Below are 17098 nucleotides of genomic sequence, written 5' to 3'. Positions count from 1 at the left end.
AACTATGTTGACAAACACCGACAACCCTGGGTTATAAACATGCTGTCAGATCCGAGCTTGGTGATCTTGGAGGTCCTGAAGGCTCTAAAACCAGAGGATTCCACGTCCACTCTGTCTTCTTGGTTGATGCGGATACAGAGCGAAGCATTGGGCTTATTGATCAAGAACGATGGGTTAGAGAGGACGTTCAGCGGGGGAAAAAGAACCAACGTCGTCAGCTACCTTACGAGGGAAAGGAAAGCTTTAAGTGGCAAAGAGCCTCTGAAAACACAGAACAAAGGATGGGGGGTAAAATGCCTGACATCATCAGTGTTTGCGACCGGGAGGCGGATATATACGAATATATGCACTACAAACTGGATAACCGACAGCGGTTTGTTGTAAGAGCTACACAAAACAGAATCCTGGTGGATGGCGAACTCTTATTATTTGATTCCTTAGCTCAGACTGAAGTGTTGGGGAAATATACGATAGTGGTTCCTCAAAAAGGAGGTAGAAAGAAGCGAAAGGCAACGCTGCAGGTCAAAAGAAAGAAGATGACAATACAGGCGCCGCAAAGGCCAGGCGGCAGGCCGGAACCGGTAACTATGAATATTGTGTCGGCTGAAGAGATTGGCAATGACTCCGAAGACCGTTTGCACTGGGTACTATTGACAACTGAAGATATTGAAACATTCGAAGACTGTCGCTCTATCATTCGATTTTACGAGCTCCGATGGCGAATAGAAGAGTTCCATAAGGCTTGGAAATCGGGAGCAGGAGTAGAAAGGCTTCGTCTGCAATCTCCGGATAACATTGAACGACTTGCGGTCATATTAATGTTTGTCGCTGTCAGACTAATGCAAATCCGTGAAGCATTAATGTTACCGAATGACAGGCAGCACAAAGACAGAAAGCTTTGGAGTGAAAAAACACTCGCGAATGAGGTGGTCAGTGATGATGAATGGCAGGTTCTCTGGCTAACCTATGAAAAAAAAGCGTTGCCCGATAAGCCGCCAACAGTCACTTGGCTGCTTCAAACGATTGCTCGGCTTGGTGGTTGGGGTGATTCAAAGCATACAGGGCAGCCCGGCTGGTTAGTGGTATGGGAAGGCTGGGCGAAATTGCAGGATCGGGTAAAAACCTGGCAGATAGCCCGGCAGTTCAGCGCTGGAGAGATGTGATCAAGAGTCAGGTTATAAACATGCTGTCAGATCCGAGCTTGGTGATCTTGGAGGTCCTGAAGGCTCTAAAACCAGAGGATTCCACGTCCACTCTGTCTTCTTGGTTGATGCGGATACAGAGCGAAGCATTGGGCTTATTGATCAAGAACGATGGGTTAGAGAGGACGTTCAGCGGGGGAAAAAGAACCAACGTCGTCAGCTACCTTACGAGGGAAAGGAAAGCTTTAAGTGGCAAAGAGCCTCTGAAAACACAGAACAAAGGATGGGGGGTAAAATGCCTGACATCATCAGTGTTTGCGACCGGGAGGCGGATATATACGAATATATGCACTACAAACTGGATAACCGACAGCGGTTTGTTGTAAGAGCTACACAAAACAGAATCCTGGTGGATGGCGAACTCTTATTATTTGATTCCTTAGCTCAGACTGAAGTGTTGGGGAAATATACGATAGTGGTTCCTCAAAAAGGAGGTAGAAAGAAGCGAAAGGCAACGCTGCAGGTCAAAAGAAAGAAGATGACAATACAGGCGCCGCAAAGGCCAGGCGGCAGGCCGGAACCGGTAACTAGTTCTCGTCCAAAAACACAACCAATTGAAAACTGTAGATTTTATCCTGAAAAATTAAGTGGAGCCCTACTGCTATCTGGCGACTAAACTTCCCAAGAGCAAGAAACATAAGGGATTGCCAAAAACAGAGGACTCCAAATGCGCAAAAAACGCAACCCGCAGTGTAGTATGGAACTCCATTACGTACCTCATGAAATCTGCTCCCAGCTTTCCGGTATCTCGCAATGGCTTGACGCCCATCCACAGTTCAATGACTGGATTTATGAGGACTTAAGTTCTGGTGATAAACAGAACACTGGGCGGAACGGACTATCAGCAGAATCCGTTCTTCGTGCGGCACTCCTGAAACAGTATTTGAATTGTGATTATGACTACTTGTCGTTTGTTTTGATGGACTCCATGCTCTTTCGAGACTTTTGTCGCCTCGAACCAAACCAGCGCCCCAGTCGCTCCAGTTTGCATGGGCTCATCAGCCTTCTTACTGCATCTACATGGGAACGGATTAATAACTGTCAGCTAATGACCGCTAAAGATCAGGGTATTGAAAAAGGGCGCACTGTGGCTATTGACAGCACAGTCACCGAATCGGATATCAAACCTCCTTGCGACAGTGATCTTTTAGCCAGTTCCGTTAAAGAAATTTGTCGGCTGCTGGAACGGGGACAAACACTGACAGCGACACCGCTTTATGAATATACCCATCACAACCGAGCCGTAAAAGATGCGGCCAGAAAATGCATCTACGCTGGCAAAGAAGAGCGGCATCAGCATTATAAAAAACTGCTGCAGTTGACCCGAAAATCCCGGAAGGTACTTATCGAAGCTACTGTCACGCTAGCAAACGCCCGTCAGCAGGGGCAGTGTCTCCTGGCTGATGATGCCGACAAGTGGCAGGCCGATGTGGATCACCTGTTACCCCTGGTGGATGCAATAGTCTCCCAGACAGAGCGCAGGGTCTTTAAGGGTGAAAAGGTGCCAGCCCAGGAAAAAGTGGTTAGCCTGTATGAACCCCATACGGATATCATCGTAAAAGACAGGCGGCAAGTACAGTATGGCCATAAACTGAACCTGGTTCAGGGAAAAAGTCGATTGATCCTGGACCTGGTTATTGAGGAAGGTAACCCAGCGGATTCGGACCAATTCATTCCGATGATGGAAAGACAAAAAGAAATTTATGGTCGTGTACCTCGCCAGACAAGCGGTGACGGCGGATACGCGTGTCGCGCTAATTTGGAAAAAGCCAAGGCCATGGGAATCAGCGATGTAGCTTTTAATAAGAAGCGCGGACTTGAAGTCGAAGAGATGACTAAAAGTCAGTATGTGTATAAAACGCTCTTTCGCTTCCGGGCAGGTATTGAAGCGGGAATTTCGTGGCTAAAGAGATGTTTTGGGCTATCACGTTGCCACTGCAAGGGTTCTGAGCGTTTTGATTCTCATTGCTGGTTATCGGTGGTCTGTTACAACCTGGTGATTCTGGCCAGACACCCGGCACCATCCTGATAGCCACCTCCACGCTACATGAAAGTACCTTTCCAGCATGGTGGGAGGATGTTTTCTGCCTGCTTTTCGCGTTTTTCTCCAATATCCGTCCCAGATTAGAGAAAAAAAGGGAAGAGTTTTTGCGGCTCTCTGGAATTTCAGGAAATATCAAAACGCACGTACAATCTAATTATGATTGCCTGATGCGTTTTTGGACGAGAACTAACTATGAATATTGTGTCGGCTGAAGAGATTGGCAATGACTCCGAAGACCGTTTGCACTGGGTACTATTGACAACTGAAGATATTGAAACATTCGAAGACTGTCGCTCTATCATTCGATTTTACGAGCTCCGATGGCGAATAGAAGAGTTCCATAAGGCTTGGAAATCGGGAGCAGGAGTAGAAAGGCTTCGTCTGCAATCTCCGGATAACATTGAACGACTTGCGGTCATATTAATGTTTGTCGCTGTCAGACTAATGCAAATCCGTGAAGCATTAATGTTACCGAATGACAGGCAGCACAAAGACAGAAAGCTTTGGAGTGAAAAAACACTCGCGAATGAGGTGGTCAGTGATGATGAATGGCAGGTTCTCTGGCTAACCTATGAAAAAAAAGCGTTGCCCGATAAGCCGCCAACAGTCACTTGGCTGCTTCAAACGATTGCTCGGCTTGGTGGTTGGGGTGATTCAAAGCATACAGGGCAGCCCGGCTGGTTAGTGGTATGGGAAGGCTGGGCGAAATTGCAGGATCGGGTAAAAACCTGGCAGATAGCCCGGCAGTTCAGCGCTGGAGAGATGTGATCAAGAGTCAGGGGTTGAGGCGGGCACTGGCCCACAGGTGCCCGATAAAAATACTGTGGAGCCAGTACTGCCGACTGCCGCTGTAGCCGACTTTAGCTTCCTGAAACAGATGGCCATCCACCTCAATCTCCGTTCCATCAAGAAAGATCGGAAGGTAACTTTTCTCCTTAACGACGTGTTCAATAACATCGGGGGCTACCTGTCGGCAGAGATCACGAATAACGCCGTACAACGCCTTCACAGAATCGGCCTTGAACCGGGAAAGATACTCTCCCATTCGCCTTGAGCCTCTGACATCTTCGAGGCCAAGCAGACTGACGGTTGGCCTGTCTTTTTGCAGAATATCCATATCAGAAAGGTGTCCGTTACCCGCACAGAAGTTGTAAATCAGTCCCAGCAGGCTGTCTTTATCATCACAACCTCGGTTACGTTTTTTGAGCTGGATATGGGTTGATAACTGCTCAGGCAATTTAAAACGACGGGCAAGGCGGGCGATAAAAAGAGCCCCAGCCATACCGGTTAGTTTAGCGTCAGTGAATTCGATCTCGATTTTTTCAGGCTTGGGAATTATCATCGTACTGCGTCCCTGTGTTGCACCTCGCAGGTGCTTCGTTGTTTGCACAGGTATTTTACCTGAACAGCACAGAGGGCGCTCCTTCCAGCCGACACAGCCTTTCATTTTCAAATCATTAAGCGGGACTTAAGGTAGATAGACAAAGGCATGTTTGATATTCCAGTCAATATTAATTCGCTCGATTACCCATCTGTAAGGCGCTGGCTTTCAAATAGCTTAACGTCATCGTTCGTAATCGCCACAGCAAGCCCTTATGCGTGGTTGACATAAATAAATGAAGAATGAATCCCGAAAGGGGTGAACTTTATATAAGAAGGCGTGTTCTTAGCTATAATTCAATTATTCAATTATTCAATTATTCAATTATTCAATTATTCAATTATTCAATTATTCAATTATTCAATGGATAATCCATATTTTAACTCACACTTCTTGTATCCAAATGTTCAGAAAGCGTATAAACCTGCTGTCTCAAGTAGCGGTTCAGTTTTGAATGACTATCCGCAGCGCAATGGCACGGTATTCGGACTGAAAGTTCAACAAACTACACCAAACAATCATTTAAACACCTTAAATCCGTATGGTGATAGCTTCCATAACCCATTCAGCGATTACCGCTTTCCAAAAGCGCTGGTGAGGGTTATTTATCATCAAGAACCTGAACGAAGTGAGCTATTAGGCTTATCAGATAAAACCAAGGCACAACAAAGCGACGAAAATATTCTTTATACCAGTCAATCAGGATTAAGAATCGATCGGGTTTGGAGTATGGCCGTTAAAGCGCATGCTCAGTCACACTCTATCAATGCTAATCATCCTCAATTTGATTCAACATTAAAAAACACTGCTGGAAATAGTTTTTCAGGTATGGGGCAATCAACCCCGCAAGTCTCTATTGATAATAACCTTCATCAACCAGTACCTATTCCTGGTCAAGATCGCATTGAAACATTTTCCAAGCCTGAAGCACCGGTTGCAATGATTACTCCACAACTCAATAGTGAAAAGTGTCAACAAAATAGATCTTCTGAAAATGAGTTTGATTTTAATGCTTCTGCTTCCGTTTCTGGTGAATCTCTGACTAGCTCTCCTGATAAGGACTCCCAAAAGGCTTACCGTGAATCCGAGAAAGGGAAGGCTACCCGGAAGGCTTACCGCAAGGCATACGAACAGTCTGAGAAACGGAAGGCTTACCGCAAGGCATACGAACAGTCTGAGAAACGGAAGGTTAGCCGCAAGGCTTACCTTGAATCTGATAAAGGGAAGGCTACCCGGAAGGCTTACCGTGAATCCGAGCAAGGGAAGGCCTATCAGAAGGCTTACTATGAAGTTTTCAAGAATACCGGTGATAGAGAACAAGCAAAAATTGCTGGTAAGCAAGCTACCGCTTTTATAAGAGAATCGAATAAAGCCAAGAATAGTGAGCTTGAATCAATATCCATTTTTCCTCTCCCCCCTCCGCCTCTCAGATTGACTGGAAAGTCAATAATCGAAGGGTAAGAAGGTAATGGTCGCTGTCCTCTGGATAGGCAAACGGCATAACCTGCTGGGCCTCTACGGGAGCACCATTTGGACGATCAAAATTAACGGAATACTGCCGGTTATCCGGGAGCGTTAATGTCATGGTTTTACTAACCGCTCTGGAGGTATTTTGTCTGAACAGCACAGGGAACGCTTCTTTCAATCCCTTTAGCCTTTCTTTTTCAATTCGTTAAGCGGGACTTAAGGTGGGTGGAATGAGGTTGCATCACGCGAGATTTCATGATCTACAGCGCTTTCTTTCTGTAGTTGCTCGATTTGCTGGGAGGACATGTAAAAATCTGCTTCTCGTCCCTCGAGCACTCTCTGGCCATGCCAAGGTAGTAGTCGATAATCTGCATGATGACTGTAATCCAGAAATGGATACTTGATAATCTGAAAGTAGGGAGAGTAATCAAAATCACTGGGAGTGCAAAGCTTAGGATTTCGTTGAAAAAGTTGTACGCCAGATTCACCATCATGTTTAACCAAAGGCAGGATGGGAAAATGAATAAAACTAAAGGCTTCTGCAATCATGGTTGAGCAAACGGTTTTTGTTTCCTGACCCGGAGAGTGTTGAAACAGTGAGGAGCCAAGTCTTCTGGGGAGAAAAGAGTAGGGGAAGAAGAATCTGGCAAGATCAAGAATCTGCCGGACGTTATAATCCATACCCAGCCGACTGGTCGCGTAGTGTATGACTTTCTGGCTATCGCTATAACTCAACCCTTTAGGGCGGCATATACGCAAATGCTCCCCTTCATAGTTTTTCAAGGGCTGGATTGCGGTACCAATTCCCAGTTCACTCTCAATAACCAGTTGTTCATCGGGGGAGCCTCCATAGGACTCACTGACCACCTGGCGAATTGTGTCATCCTCAATATCATGGAGTCGACCGATGTAAAGCATGGCATGTGACCATGGACTCTGAGTAGTTTGTTTAATGACTTGACTAACTCGGGATCTTCCCTCCACCAACAGGACATCGCAGGGCTTAATTTCGTGCCTGACACGTTCAAAATCACACAGGGGGCTTCCCGTGTTCTGAACATTACGGCTCAGCCAGTCAGTAAGACATCCCGCAACCATTTTGAAGAGTTTCATGCTCCAGTCCTGAGCCAATTCTTATTTCTTTATGTTAGCATTTGTTGTTATATAAATTATAAATAGAGATAAATTTGACATTTTTTTCATGTTTTCAAATGGTTAAATACAAGTGTCCACTAAATCATCAAAAAATTGTTATTCCCGAATAAAACAGAATAATGGGCCGAACAGCCAGCTTGGGAGAATGTTTTGTGAGCAGCCAATCTAATCCGGACAATATCGTTTCACATCTACAGTTTTTGAAAAAAAAGAAAGAGTTGCCTCCTGTTCACAGCTGGAACCCTCCTTTCTGTGGTGATATTGATATGCGCATCAGTCGGGATGGTCGATGGCACTACAACGGCTCCCCTATTGGCAGGGAATCAATGGTGAGACTATTTGCTTCAGTTCTCAGGCATGATGATGATGGTCACTACTACCTGGTCACTCCGGTGGAAAAAGTGAGAATTCAGGTTGATGATGTACCATTTATTGCGGTTTCTGCAGAGGTTCGCGATGGCTCAAACGGTCCTGAGTACTTGTTCAGTACCAATGTGGGCGATGAGGTGGTGTTGGATAGAGAGCATCCTTTGCAAATGATGAAGCACAAAGCAACTGGTGAGCTTGTACCTTACATCAGAGTCAGGGATCGATTGAATGCGTTAGTTAACCGAAATGTCTTTTACCAATTAATTGAAGAGGCTAGAGAAGTTGATGCAGGAGGTGGGATCGAGTTAAAAATCAGCAGTCAGGGAAGAGATTATTCGTTGGGATTTGTAGAGGGCGGTTGATCCGCCCTTATGTACGATGATTACATATTAGGGTAATTCGGGCCGCCAGCTCCTTCTGGTGCAATCCAGGTAATATTCTGTGCCGGGTCTTTGATGTCACACGTCTTACAGTGGACGCAGTTCTGACTGTTGATCTGAAACCGTTTTTCGGCAGTACCCTCATCAACAACAATTTCATAAACTCCTGCAGGGCAATACCTTTGTGCAGGTTCGTTATAGACTGGAAGGTTTTGCTTTAGAGGAATAACTGCATCTGCAAGCTGCAGGTGGCAGGGCTGATCTTCTTCGTGGTTGGTATTAGAGAGAAAAACTGAGCTCAAACGGTCAAATGTGATAACGCCATCGGGTTTCGGGTAGTTAATAGGGGTAGACTCTGCAGCGGGTTCAAGCTGAGCATAATCCGGAGTTCTGTCATGCAGGGTAAATGGTAATTTACCATTGAAGATATTTAGGTCCGTAAAGGCAAAGGCTGCGCCAAAGAGATTGCCGAACTTATGCATGGCCGGACCAAAATTCCGCTGCTGATGCAATTCTTTGTAAAGCCAGGACGTTCTGAATGCCTCATCAAACGAATCCAGCTTATTGCCACCTTCAGAACCTTCACTGACAGCTTTAAAAACCGCTTCAGCAGCAATCATTCCTGACTTCATAGCGGTATGTGAGCCTTTGATTTTTGCGCCGTTCATGGTTCCTGCGTCACAACCAATCAGGAGTCCGCCAAGGAAGGCCATTTCAGGCAATGACTGTGGACCGCCTTTGGCCAGCGCTCTTGCTCCGTAAGAAACACGTTTTCCACCTTCCAGATATTGTTTGATAACCGGACTCTTTTTGAATCTCTGGAATTCTTCAAAGGGGCTAAGATGCGGATTTGAATAGCTCAAGTCAGTAATGAGGCCCAGTACTACCTGGTTATTCTCAAGGTGATAGAGGAACCCTCCGCCCGTTGAGCCACTTTCAGCCAGTGGCCAGCCTGCGGTGTGAACAACCAAACCCTGTTGGTGTTTTTCTGGCGCAACGTCCCAAAGCTCTTTGATACCGATGCCGTAATGCTGAGGATCACGCCCCTCATCAAGATCGAAGCGGCTAATAAGCTGTTTGCCCAGGTGTCCACGACAACCTTCGGAAAAGAGGGTATATTTGGCATGAAGCTCCATGCCTGACATAAAGCTGTCTTTTTTTTCGCCAGCAGCTGAAATGCCCATGTCTCCAGTGGCGACCCCCTTTACGCTGCCATCGTCATTAAACAACACCTCTTGGGCAGCAAAGCCCGGAAAAATTTCAACGCCAAGCGATTCAGCCTGTTCTGCCAGCCAACGAGTGAGATTCCCCAGACTGATGATGTAATTACCTGTATTGTGCATGGTTTTCGGCACAAAAAGATCGGGTACTTTTATCGATTTTACTTCTGAGCGAAGTACATAAATTTCATCGGATGAAACTGGAGTGTTTAATGGGGCACCGAGCTCTTTCCAATTCGGGAATAATTCATTCAGGGCAGTTGGCTCAAAAACGGCACCGGAAAGAATGTGTGCTCCTACTTCAGAGCCTTTCTCTACAACACAGACACTGAGCTCTGTATTTTGTTCCTGTGATAATTGCATCAGACGACAAGCGGCCGACAAACCGGAAGGGCCTGCGCCCACGATAACGACATCAAATGCCATGGATTCGCGTTCCATGATGAGCTTCCTCCCTGTCGGAGTGTTATTTTTCAGACAACGATTAAAACAACTGTTTGAAATTCCTTGGCATTATACTCAGTGTTTCCTCTAATGAACAATACGTCCTTAATTCCCGCTTAAGAATGGATAGCTGATCGGATACTCTGTACCAGAAGCAAATTTGTACAGTTTTCATACAGGGTCGATAAAATGCTATCCAAATCAGCTCGTATTCATGGTGCAACCTGTGTGTTTTGCGTTCAATTATCACCCTTTAGGTAAAGCAGGGCTCCACAGCACTCTGTGTTATTCGTCAAGTCGGCAATCTTGGACTGATCAGCTGCAAATCGGCGGAGGCTTCATGTCCAGCCTGTTGCTGATCTCCAACAGCCATCCAAGATCTGCAGCCGTTTTGACGAACCACAATGTCCACTTTTTACCGCTATAGGTTAACCGGCCCACTGACCGGATCACTTTCCTGATCAGCGGGCGAATACCATGTCTTCTCTCTTTCTCTGGCAAAGCCTTGTACTGCAAAGCTCTCAGTAAAATCTGTGCCATTTGACCACAGGCGTAAAAAGCCTGATTGGCGTGAAATGAGCGACAGGGTGGATGGTGCAAATCCAGATCAATCAGTGGACCTTTCTGGGCATTCTCCTGCCCCTGCTTCTCCCGGTGGCGACGCACCAGTTCTGCCAACGGCAGATCAGAGCGGCTGACCAGTATCACTGAGTAGCGGGGCACTGCCAGCCACTGTTTTCCGTCATGCCAGCGGCGGGTCACGACATACGTCTGCTGACGGTTCCACCCGGCAGGCTGGTGATAAGACAGGATCGCCTCTTCTGTGTTGTCACTGCGGATAGGCGTCCAGGCACTTTTGGGTAAACCCTCAATACAATCGAGTACTGGACGGCAGTAGTTGTCATTGGTGACGCTGATAGAGAAGTCCCACGGACGGGCTTCAAACCATTCCACAATCTGTTTTCTGTAGTAGGCATTGTCCATTCTGGCCCAAACGGGGATGTCGTCACTCACCAAAGGCACGACATCATTCTCAAGCTGCTCTTGCCAGCCATAACAAACGTCAGAAGCCCCCGGGTTGAGGCGGGCACTGGCCCACAGGTGCCCGATAAAAATACTGTGGAGCCAGTACTGCCGACTGCCGCTGTAGCCGACTTTAGCTTCCTGAAACAGATGGCCATCCACCTCAATCTCCGTTCCATCAAGAAAGATCGGAAGGTAACTTTTCTCCTTAACGACGTGTTCAATAACATCGGGGGCTACCTGTTGCATATTCTGGTAACTCTTGAACACTCATTCTGGTAACACTTGAACACCCATTCTGGTAACACTTGAACACCTATTCTGGTTTCTTTTGAACACTTTTTGATGATTTCCAGAATCACCGTTCAAGCTTCCAGAAACGCTGTTCAACAGACCATAAACCGGTCTAATACAGCTAACAAATATCTTCTTATGCATTGATTTTCCATAACTTTGGCCGTTCTTATCTGTACCAAGAGAGGGAACCGGCCATGACAGAAAACAGGATTACCATGCGTAAGCTACTAGAAATACTCCGGATGCGGTTTGGCAGCCAACTCAGCTTCCGACAAATTTCCCGCAGTGTACGGGTCAGTGTGGGGACGGTATCCAACTACGTTAAGGCCTTTCAGGAATCGGAATTAAGCTGGCCCCTGGCAGAGGATATATCTGAGCCTGAGCTTATTCAGGCGCTGTTTCCCGATGCCTCGATAGCCAATCGAAAAGGGTTGATTGATCCTGACTGGGCTGAGGTGCATCAGGAACTGAAGCGCAAGGAAGTGACCAAACAACGACTCTGGGAAGAATACTGTCAGGCCCACCCCCTCAATGCCTACAGCTATGCCCAGTACTGTCACCGTTACAATCAGTGGCGTGGTTGTCAAAAGCGATCTATGCGACAGCTGCACAATGCAGGTGAAAAGTTATTTGTTGATTATGCCGGGCCAACCATGCCAATCATCAACCCGGACACCGGCGAAATTGCCCACAATGCCCAGATATTTGTGGCAGTGCTGGGAGCGTCCAACTATACCTACGCTGAAGCGACTCTGTCACAAAAAACAGAGGACTGGCTGGGGTCTCATGAACGGGCCTTTGAGTTCTTTGGTGGGGTGCCAGAAATTGTTGTGCCAGACAACCCAAAGTGCGCAGTTATCAAAGCCTGTCGGTACGAGCCGGATCTCAACCCATCATACCAGCACCTGGCTTGTCACTACCAGGTGGCAGTCATTCCGGCACGCCCCTACAAACCCAAAGACAAGGCCAAAGCAGAAGTCGGTGTACAGGTAGTGGAGCGGTGGATACTGGCCAGGCTTCGTCATGAAATGTTCTTTACCCTGGCAGAGCTGAACCTGCGGATACGTGAGCTGTTAATCGAACTGAACCTGAAGCCCTTTAAGCAGTTGCCAGGAACGCGACGTAGTGCGTTTGAACAACTGGATGAACCAGCCCTCAAGCCACTGCCGAAGCAATCTTTTGTGTTCGCTGAGTTTATCAAGGCCCGGGTGAATGTGGATTATCATATTATCTGCAAGGGGCACGCCTACTCGGTTCCCCATCAGCTTGCCAGGCAGGAAGTAGAAGTACAGGCGACTGAGCACTGCGTCACGATCTACGCTAACGGTAAAGTGGTGGCCAGCCACGCTCGCAAGCACACACGTGGATTTACGACGTTAGCAGTTCATATGCCGGAACGACATCGTCACCATCAGGATTGGACGCCTGAGCGTTTACTTAACTGGGCTAACGACATTGGTCAGGAAGTCTATTGTTTTATTCAATCACTGCTGGATAGCAAGGAGCATCCTGAACAAGCCTATCGAGCTTCATTGGGGCTGCTAAACCTGCAGCGGGAATATGGAACTGAACGACTCAACAACGCCTGCGCCCATGCCAGGAACATCGGGGGTTATCGGTTAAAAAATGTCCGATCAATCCTCCAGTCAGGCAAAGACCTGATGCCATTGGAGCCACAGTTAAAACAAACGACAGGTCCCTTGCATGATGATCACGAAAATATTCGTGGCGCTATTTGCTATCAATAACCGGAGGCGAACATGATCAATGAAACACTGGCTCGCCTTAGGTCACTGCGACTGACCGGAATGGCAGATGCCCTCAATCAACAGCTGGACCAGCCGGGCACCTACAGTAGCCTTAGCTTTGAAGAACGACTGTCGTTGCTTACTGAGCAGGAAGAAACAGAGCGAAACAATAAACGTCTGGCTCGGCTGCTCAGAAGCGCCCGGTTTAAACTGGCTGCCCGGATACACGACATTGACTATGAACACCCCAGAGGTCTCAAACAGAACCAGATGGCCAGCCTGTCTGGAGGAGGCTGGCTTGACCGGTACAGGAACCTGTTGATCACCGGACCTTGTGGTTCCGGTAAGAGCTACCTGGCCTGCGCCCTTGGGCACATGGCTTGTCTGAAAGGCTACAGTGTCCGGTACTATCGGATGTCCAGGCTACTGGATGAACTGATCCTTGCCCACGGTGATGGCAGCTACAGCAGGCAGTTGAAACAACTGGCAAAAGTAGACTTGCTGATTCTGGACGACTGGGGCCTGGAACCACTGACGCAGCAACAAAGGAACGATCTGCTGGAAGTCATGGATGACAGGCACGAGCAAGGTTCCACGTTGGTTACCAGTCAATTGCCCACCCGGAAGTGGCATGCCAGCATTGGTGATGAAACTCTGGCCGACGCCATTCTTGACCGGCTTATGCACAATGCCCACCGGATTGAACTCAAAGGCGAATCCATGCGCAAAAAGCTTGGAAAATTGGACGCAGTTGAACACCTGGTCTAAAAATCACACTGGGCAATGTGTAAGGAGTTCAGGGTGTTCAAATGAAACAGAATAGGTGTTCAAGTTAACCAGAATACGCACCTGTCGGCAGAGATCACGAATAACGCCGTACAACGCCTTCACAGAATCGGCCTTGAACCGGGAAAGATACTCTCCCATTCGCCTTGAGCCTCTGACATCTTCGAGGCCAAGCAGACTGACGGTTGGCCTGTCTTTTTGCAGAATATCCATATCAGAAAGGTGTCCGTTACCCGCACAGAAGTTGTAAATCAGTCCCAGCAGGCTGTCTTTATCATCACAACCTCGGTTACGTTTTTTGAGCTGGATATGGGTTGATAACTGCTCAGGCAATTTGAAACGACGGGCAAGGCGGGCGATAAAAAGAGCCCCAGCCATACCGGTTAGTTTAGCGTCAGTGAATTCGATCTCGATTTTTTCAGGCTTGGGAATTATCATCGTACTGCGTTCCTGTGTTGCACCTCGCAGGTGCTTCGTTGTTTGCACAGATATTTTACCTGAACAGCACAGAGGGCGATCCTTCCAGCCGACACAGCCTTTCATTTTCAAATCATTAAGCGGGACTTAAGGTGGCTAGTAAAAAACCGGGAGATTGAGATAAGAAATGTGGCTCTATTTGATTTCCGAACTGCTCTGCAGTGAAAATTGGATGTGGACCACGCAATGTAAGGCTTGAGGGCAAATTGCCGAGCAAAGCTCTGAGAGCCTTTAATGATAAGTGCTTCAGCCAGGTTCAATCTGGGAACAGTCTGTAATCCAATAAGAGCCAGAAATGTTTATATTTCTGAAAGAAATTAATTTTGGCTCTTGTAGGATTTCAGACTGCTACTGGGTTGAACATTGCTGAAGCCCTTTATCTACAAAGGTTGTCAGCATATTGTCCGGTAATGTTGCCCAATCCTTGTTTTTCGTGACCTACAGTCAGTTTTCACTGTAGAGCAGTTCGTAATCAAAATAGAGCCTTAATTTTTTTCGGTCAACTAACCCGAATGTTTCATAAACGCTGCTACAACCGTCATTCAGCACCCGTATCAGGAATAAATTTCCTGATACGGTCGCCCAAGAATTGAAATAATAGTCAACTGCCTTTCTTGGTACGCCCGGCATGGGCATGAACTGATGGGGTGAAAGTCCCCTGTGGGAGAACCTACATCTGACTGGCGGTAAAGACGCCTGCTGATGACAACCACTAGCTTAAGGCAAGTGCAGTCCCGCGAGGGGCTGTGCGGAGGCAGTCTGAGTGCAAAGGTGCGAGCCGACGTACAGAAATCGCATATAAGGCTGAGTCTCTGGGCGAGTGAGCCAAGGATCACAAAGCCCTATGGTTCGTGAGACACGGTAAATGCGGCGGTTGTGCACTGAAAGTTCATGTCCTTATCCGGGGAGATCTGTTCAACATGCGATTGGTAATTCCCAGTTCTCAGCCACTGGTTACAACAGGCTCGGCGAACAGGTCTCATCATCCTGTTCGAGCAAACCCGATGGCAACCAATAGCGCCAGCAGAGGTAACTCCGCGTGGTGATTGGACAGAAGTCAGCAGAGGCCATAGTAGCTGTACGACAGAAGCCATTAACGGATGGGAAGTCGTTAGCGAAGGGCCGAACATCGACGACAAAGAGGAGACTGATTCCCTCAAGGCGATGCAGCCGTCCGGCGACTCACCGTACTTGGCGACAGAATCTTTAACCAGCTTTGAACCATGATCTACTAAATTGCGTACTTGAACCGGCTAATCTGGCAAGTGCATGGAAACAGGTCAAAAGCAACAAGGGTGCTCCGGGTATTGATGGAGTCACTATTGAAGCTTATCCAGACTTTGCCAAACAGCATTGGCCTTCAGTGCGTCAAGCCTTATTGGACGGAACCTACCAGCCATCACCCGTGCGCCGACATGTTATAGAAAAGCCGGACGGCGGTGAGCGTTTGCTGGGAATCCCTACCGTGATGGATAGGGTCATACAGCAGGCCATTGTGCAGGTGCTGACCCCTGTCTTTGATCCGGGTTTCTCTCTCCAAACAGCTTCGGCTACCGACCGGGACGGTCAGCACACGACGGAGTCCGTCAGGTTAAGCAGTTGATCAACCGGGGGCTTCATTACGCTGTTGACGTTGATCTGAGTAAATTCTTTGATACGGTTAATCACGACGTTTTGATGTCGAGGGTCTCCCGTAAGGTCCGCGACAAACGCCTTCTGAAACTGATTGGTAGCTACCTGCGCTCCGGTGTCATGATTGAGGGCAATGTCTACCCGACCAGGGTTGGCATGCCACAGGGTGGGCCTTTATCACCCTTGCTGTCTAATGTGGTCCTCGACGAACTCGACAAGGAGCTTGAATATCGGGGTCATTGCTTTGCAAGATACTGTGATGATTTTGTGATTCTCGTCAAAAGTCAGCGTGCAGGGGATCGGGTGATGCACAGCATTACCCAATTCATTGAACGCAAATTGAAACTGAAGATTAACTCCCGGAAAAGTAAAGTTGTGAAAGCAACAGAAAGCGAATTCCTGAGTTTCACCTTCACAGGGAAGAAAGTTCGCTGGGCCCAGAAGTGTCTGGACCGATTCAAATACCGGATACTCAAGTTGACCAGTCGTCGCTGGGGTGTCTCAATGCAACATCGGTTACGCAAATTGGCACAATATATCCGGGGTTGGATGGGGTATTTCCGGTTATCGGAATATCACCGACCAATTCCCCTGCTGGATCAATGGATACGTCGGCGAATCCGTTGCTGCTTTCTGAAGCAATGGCGCAAGCCGAAAACCCGTTTTAAGAATCTGGTCAGGTTAGGCGTTGATAAAATTAACGCCGCCAAGATCGCAGCCAGCAGCAAAGGGTATTACCGTCTGAGTAAAACCTATGCGGTACAACAGGCACTGAATAACAGTTACCTCGCGAAAATTGGGCTTGTTTCATTGAAAGACTTATGGATCAGGTTTCACCATCATCGTTGAACCGCCCGGTGCGGACCCGCATGCCGGGTGCTGTGGGGAGGGCTGGAGAAAGACCGGCCCTTACCCGATTAATCCAACCACATGCTTTTCATGTCCATCGACCAATAGCACGTTGATACCCTGAAAGCAGAAAAACACCCAACGCGCTGTCGGGTTTTGGCAGGGTTTCCGCTTCATGTCCGGGAAAAACCGACTCTGTCGTTTTAGCTCATGCCTAATTCGATGCTGAATCGCCGCATACACTAACAGACACAGCGTCATCACCATCAGCAAGGCTTCTATTCGTTCCGGTTTCTTTAAAAACAGCGAAGAAACCAGAAACTCCGGGCTCTTCAAAAACCGAAAGCCACGCTCTACTGACTGTTGTGATTTGTAAGTACTTAGCACTTCTGCTGTACTCAGCCGACTGTCGTCCAGATCATTCGTCGCCAGCACAAAGCAACCCAGAGAACACTCTGCATCTTTGCGACAGTCAACGGATACCCAAGGATATCCGCTCACATAATATTCAATACTGTCCGGTTTAGAGCCTTTCTCCGGACGACCTACCTTGGTATAGCAGGGTTTCTCAGTAATGACAGGTTCCGCCTGACAATAAATAGTTTTCCTGATTACCACTGATCG

At 47.7% G+C, this 17098-nt stretch carries 16 protein-coding genes and 1 pseudogene; 11 read left to right on the top strand and 6 right to left on the bottom strand.

Annotated elements, in window-relative coordinates; genetic code table 11:
- Nucleotides 1-26 precede the first annotated feature (26 nt).
- The 4 genes from MJO57_RS16330 to MJO57_RS16315 all read left to right on the top strand — a co-directional run bounded on the left by MJO57_RS16330 (nucleotide 27) and on the right by MJO57_RS16315 (nucleotide 4014).
- Nucleotides 27-1163 carry an IS4 family transposase gene (locus MJO57_RS16330; protein WP_252027045.1) on the top strand — a complete coding sequence of 379 codons (1137 nt, stop codon included), beginning with the start codon at nucleotides 27-29 and terminating at the stop codon, nucleotides 1161-1163.
- A complete protein-coding gene (locus MJO57_RS16325; protein WP_252027044.1) occupies nucleotides 1150-1818 on the top strand; it encodes an IS4 family transposase in 669 nt (222 codons plus the stop codon). Before MJO57_RS16330 ends, MJO57_RS16325 begins: the two co-directional genes overlap by 14 nt.
- Before the next feature lie 51 nt (nucleotides 1819-1869).
- Nucleotides 1870-3231, top strand: a complete 1362-nt coding sequence (locus tag MJO57_RS16320; protein ID WP_252017318.1) for an ISNCY family transposase — start codon at nucleotides 1870-1872, stop codon at nucleotides 3229-3231.
- Between the two features lie 207 nt (nucleotides 3232-3438).
- Nucleotides 3439-4014, top strand: coding sequence for an IS4 family transposase (locus MJO57_RS16315; protein ID WP_252017317.1), 576 nt, complete (start codon nucleotides 3439-3441; stop codon nucleotides 4012-4014).
- Between the two features lie 7 nt (nucleotides 4015-4021).
- Here the strand turns inward: MJO57_RS16315 and MJO57_RS16310 are convergent, their stop codons facing one another.
- Nucleotides 4022-4588, bottom strand: coding sequence for a transposase (locus MJO57_RS16310; protein ID WP_252017316.1), 567 nt, complete (start codon nucleotides 4586-4588; stop codon nucleotides 4022-4024).
- Nucleotides 4589-4906: 318 nt separating this feature from the next.
- Here MJO57_RS16310 and MJO57_RS16305 point away from each other — a divergent pair, with 318 nt between their 5' ends.
- Nucleotides 4907-6088, top strand: a complete 1182-nt coding sequence (locus MJO57_RS16305; RefSeq protein WP_252017315.1) for a hypothetical protein — start codon at nucleotides 4907-4909, stop codon at nucleotides 6086-6088.
- A 222-nt stretch (nucleotides 6089-6310) separates the two neighbouring features.
- Here MJO57_RS16305 and MJO57_RS16300 read toward each other — a convergent pair whose 3' ends face one another.
- Nucleotides 6311-7207 carry a YiiX/YebB-like N1pC/P60 family cysteine hydrolase gene (locus MJO57_RS16300; RefSeq protein ID WP_252017314.1) on the bottom strand — a complete coding sequence of 299 codons (897 nt, stop codon included), beginning with the start codon at nucleotides 7205-7207 and terminating at the stop codon, nucleotides 6311-6313.
- A 194-nt stretch (nucleotides 7208-7401) separates the two neighbouring features.
- On the opposite strand from MJO57_RS16300, the gene MJO57_RS16295 reads away from it, so the two are divergent.
- Complete coding sequence (locus MJO57_RS16295; protein WP_252017313.1) at nucleotides 7402-7980, top strand: DUF1285 domain-containing protein; 579 nt, start codon at nucleotides 7402-7404, stop codon at nucleotides 7978-7980.
- Between the two features lie 20 nt (nucleotides 7981-8000).
- Here the strand turns inward: MJO57_RS16295 and MJO57_RS16290 are convergent, their stop codons facing one another.
- Entirely contained in the window at nucleotides 8001-9659 is a 1659-nt protein-coding gene (locus tag MJO57_RS16290; protein WP_252017312.1) for an electron transfer flavoprotein-ubiquinone oxidoreductase, read from the bottom strand.
- Between the two features lie 318 nt (nucleotides 9660-9977).
- Nucleotides 9978-10955, bottom strand: coding sequence for a transposase (locus tag MJO57_RS16285; protein ID WP_252017311.1), 978 nt, complete (start codon nucleotides 10953-10955; stop codon nucleotides 9978-9980).
- A gap of 221 nt (nucleotides 10956-11176) precedes the next feature.
- Here MJO57_RS16285 and istA point away from each other — a divergent pair, with 221 nt between their 5' ends.
- Both istA and istB read left to right on the top strand, forming a co-directional pair.
- Nucleotides 11177-12730: an IS21 family transposase gene (gene istA / locus MJO57_RS16280; protein WP_252017310.1), complete on the top strand. Its 1554-nt coding sequence runs from the start codon at nucleotides 11177-11179 to the stop codon at nucleotides 12728-12730.
- Nucleotides 12731-12742: 12 nt separating this feature from the next.
- Nucleotides 12743-13498, top strand: a complete 756-nt coding sequence (gene istB / locus MJO57_RS16275) for an IS21-like element helper ATPase IstB (RefSeq protein ID WP_252017309.1) — start codon at nucleotides 12743-12745, stop codon at nucleotides 13496-13498.
- A gap of 3 nt (nucleotides 13499-13501) precedes the next feature.
- Here the strand turns inward: istB and MJO57_RS16270 are convergent, their stop codons facing one another.
- Entirely contained in the window at nucleotides 13502-13954 is a 453-nt protein-coding gene (locus tag MJO57_RS16270) for a hypothetical protein (protein ID WP_252017308.1), read from the bottom strand.
- 1255 nt (nucleotides 13955-15209) lie between these two features.
- Between MJO57_RS16270 and MJO57_RS16265 the strand changes: the two genes are divergently transcribed.
- From MJO57_RS16265 to MJO57_RS16255, 3 genes and pseudogenes are all read left to right on the top strand, one after another.
- The gene (locus MJO57_RS16265) at nucleotides 15210-15596 is read left to right on the top strand and encodes a hypothetical protein (RefSeq protein ID WP_252017307.1); all 387 of its coding nucleotides are present in this window, start codon (nucleotides 15210-15212) and stop codon (nucleotides 15594-15596) included.
- A pseudogene (locus MJO57_RS16260) lies at nucleotides 15584-15979 on the top strand (reverse transcriptase domain-containing protein); the annotation flags it as partial. The gene MJO57_RS16265 and the pseudogene MJO57_RS16260, both read left to right, overlap by 13 nt.
- Nucleotides 15980-16000: 21 nt before the next feature.
- The gene (locus MJO57_RS16255) at nucleotides 16001-16474 is read left to right on the top strand and encodes a group II intron maturase-specific domain-containing protein (RefSeq protein WP_371924882.1); all 474 of its coding nucleotides are present in this window, start codon (nucleotides 16001-16003) and stop codon (nucleotides 16472-16474) included.
- Between the two features lie 60 nt (nucleotides 16475-16534).
- On the opposite strand, the gene MJO57_RS16250 is transcribed toward MJO57_RS16255, so the two are convergent.
- On the bottom strand, nucleotides 16535-17092 hold the full coding sequence (locus tag MJO57_RS16250) for an IS1634 family transposase (protein WP_256491585.1): 558 nt from the start codon (nucleotides 17090-17092) through the stop codon (nucleotides 16535-16537).
- Nucleotides 17093-17098 lie beyond the last annotated feature (6 nt).

It is taken from the genome of Endozoicomonas sp. SCSIO W0465 (assembly GCF_023716865.1).
Taxonomy (GTDB): domain Bacteria; phylum Pseudomonadota; class Gammaproteobacteria; order Pseudomonadales; family Endozoicomonadaceae; genus Endozoicomonas.
Note: the sequence above shows the minus strand (reverse complement) of the source record. Positions and strands in the feature narration are given on the sequence as shown.

Bases quoted from the DNA above. Each gene is read 5' to 3' on its own strand.
- MJO57_RS16320 (WP_252017318.1), top strand. From the start codon at position 1,870: ATGCGCAAAAAACGCAACCCGCAGTGTAGTATGGAACTCCATTACGTA.
- MJO57_RS16315 (WP_252017317.1), top strand. From the start codon at position 3,439: ATGAATATTGTGTCGGCTGAAGAGATTGGCAATGACTCCGAAGACCGT.
- MJO57_RS16310 (WP_252017316.1), bottom strand. From the start codon at position 4,588: ATGATAATTCCCAAGCCTGAAAAAATCGAGATCGAATTCACTGACGCT.
- MJO57_RS16300 (WP_252017314.1), bottom strand. From the start codon at position 7,207: ATGAAACTCTTCAAAATGGTTGCGGGATGTCTTACTGACTGGCTGAGC.
- MJO57_RS16290 (WP_252017312.1), bottom strand. From the start codon at position 9,659: ATGGAACGCGAATCCATGGCATTTGATGTCGTTATCGTGGGCGCAGGC.
- istA (WP_252017310.1), top strand. From the start codon at position 11,177: ATGACAGAAAACAGGATTACCATGCGTAAGCTACTAGAAATACTCCGG.
- istB (WP_252017309.1), top strand. From the start codon at position 12,743: ATGATCAATGAAACACTGGCTCGCCTTAGGTCACTGCGACTGACCGGA.
- MJO57_RS16270 (WP_252017308.1), bottom strand. From the start codon at position 13,954: ATGATAATTCCCAAGCCTGAAAAAATCGAGATCGAATTCACTGACGCT.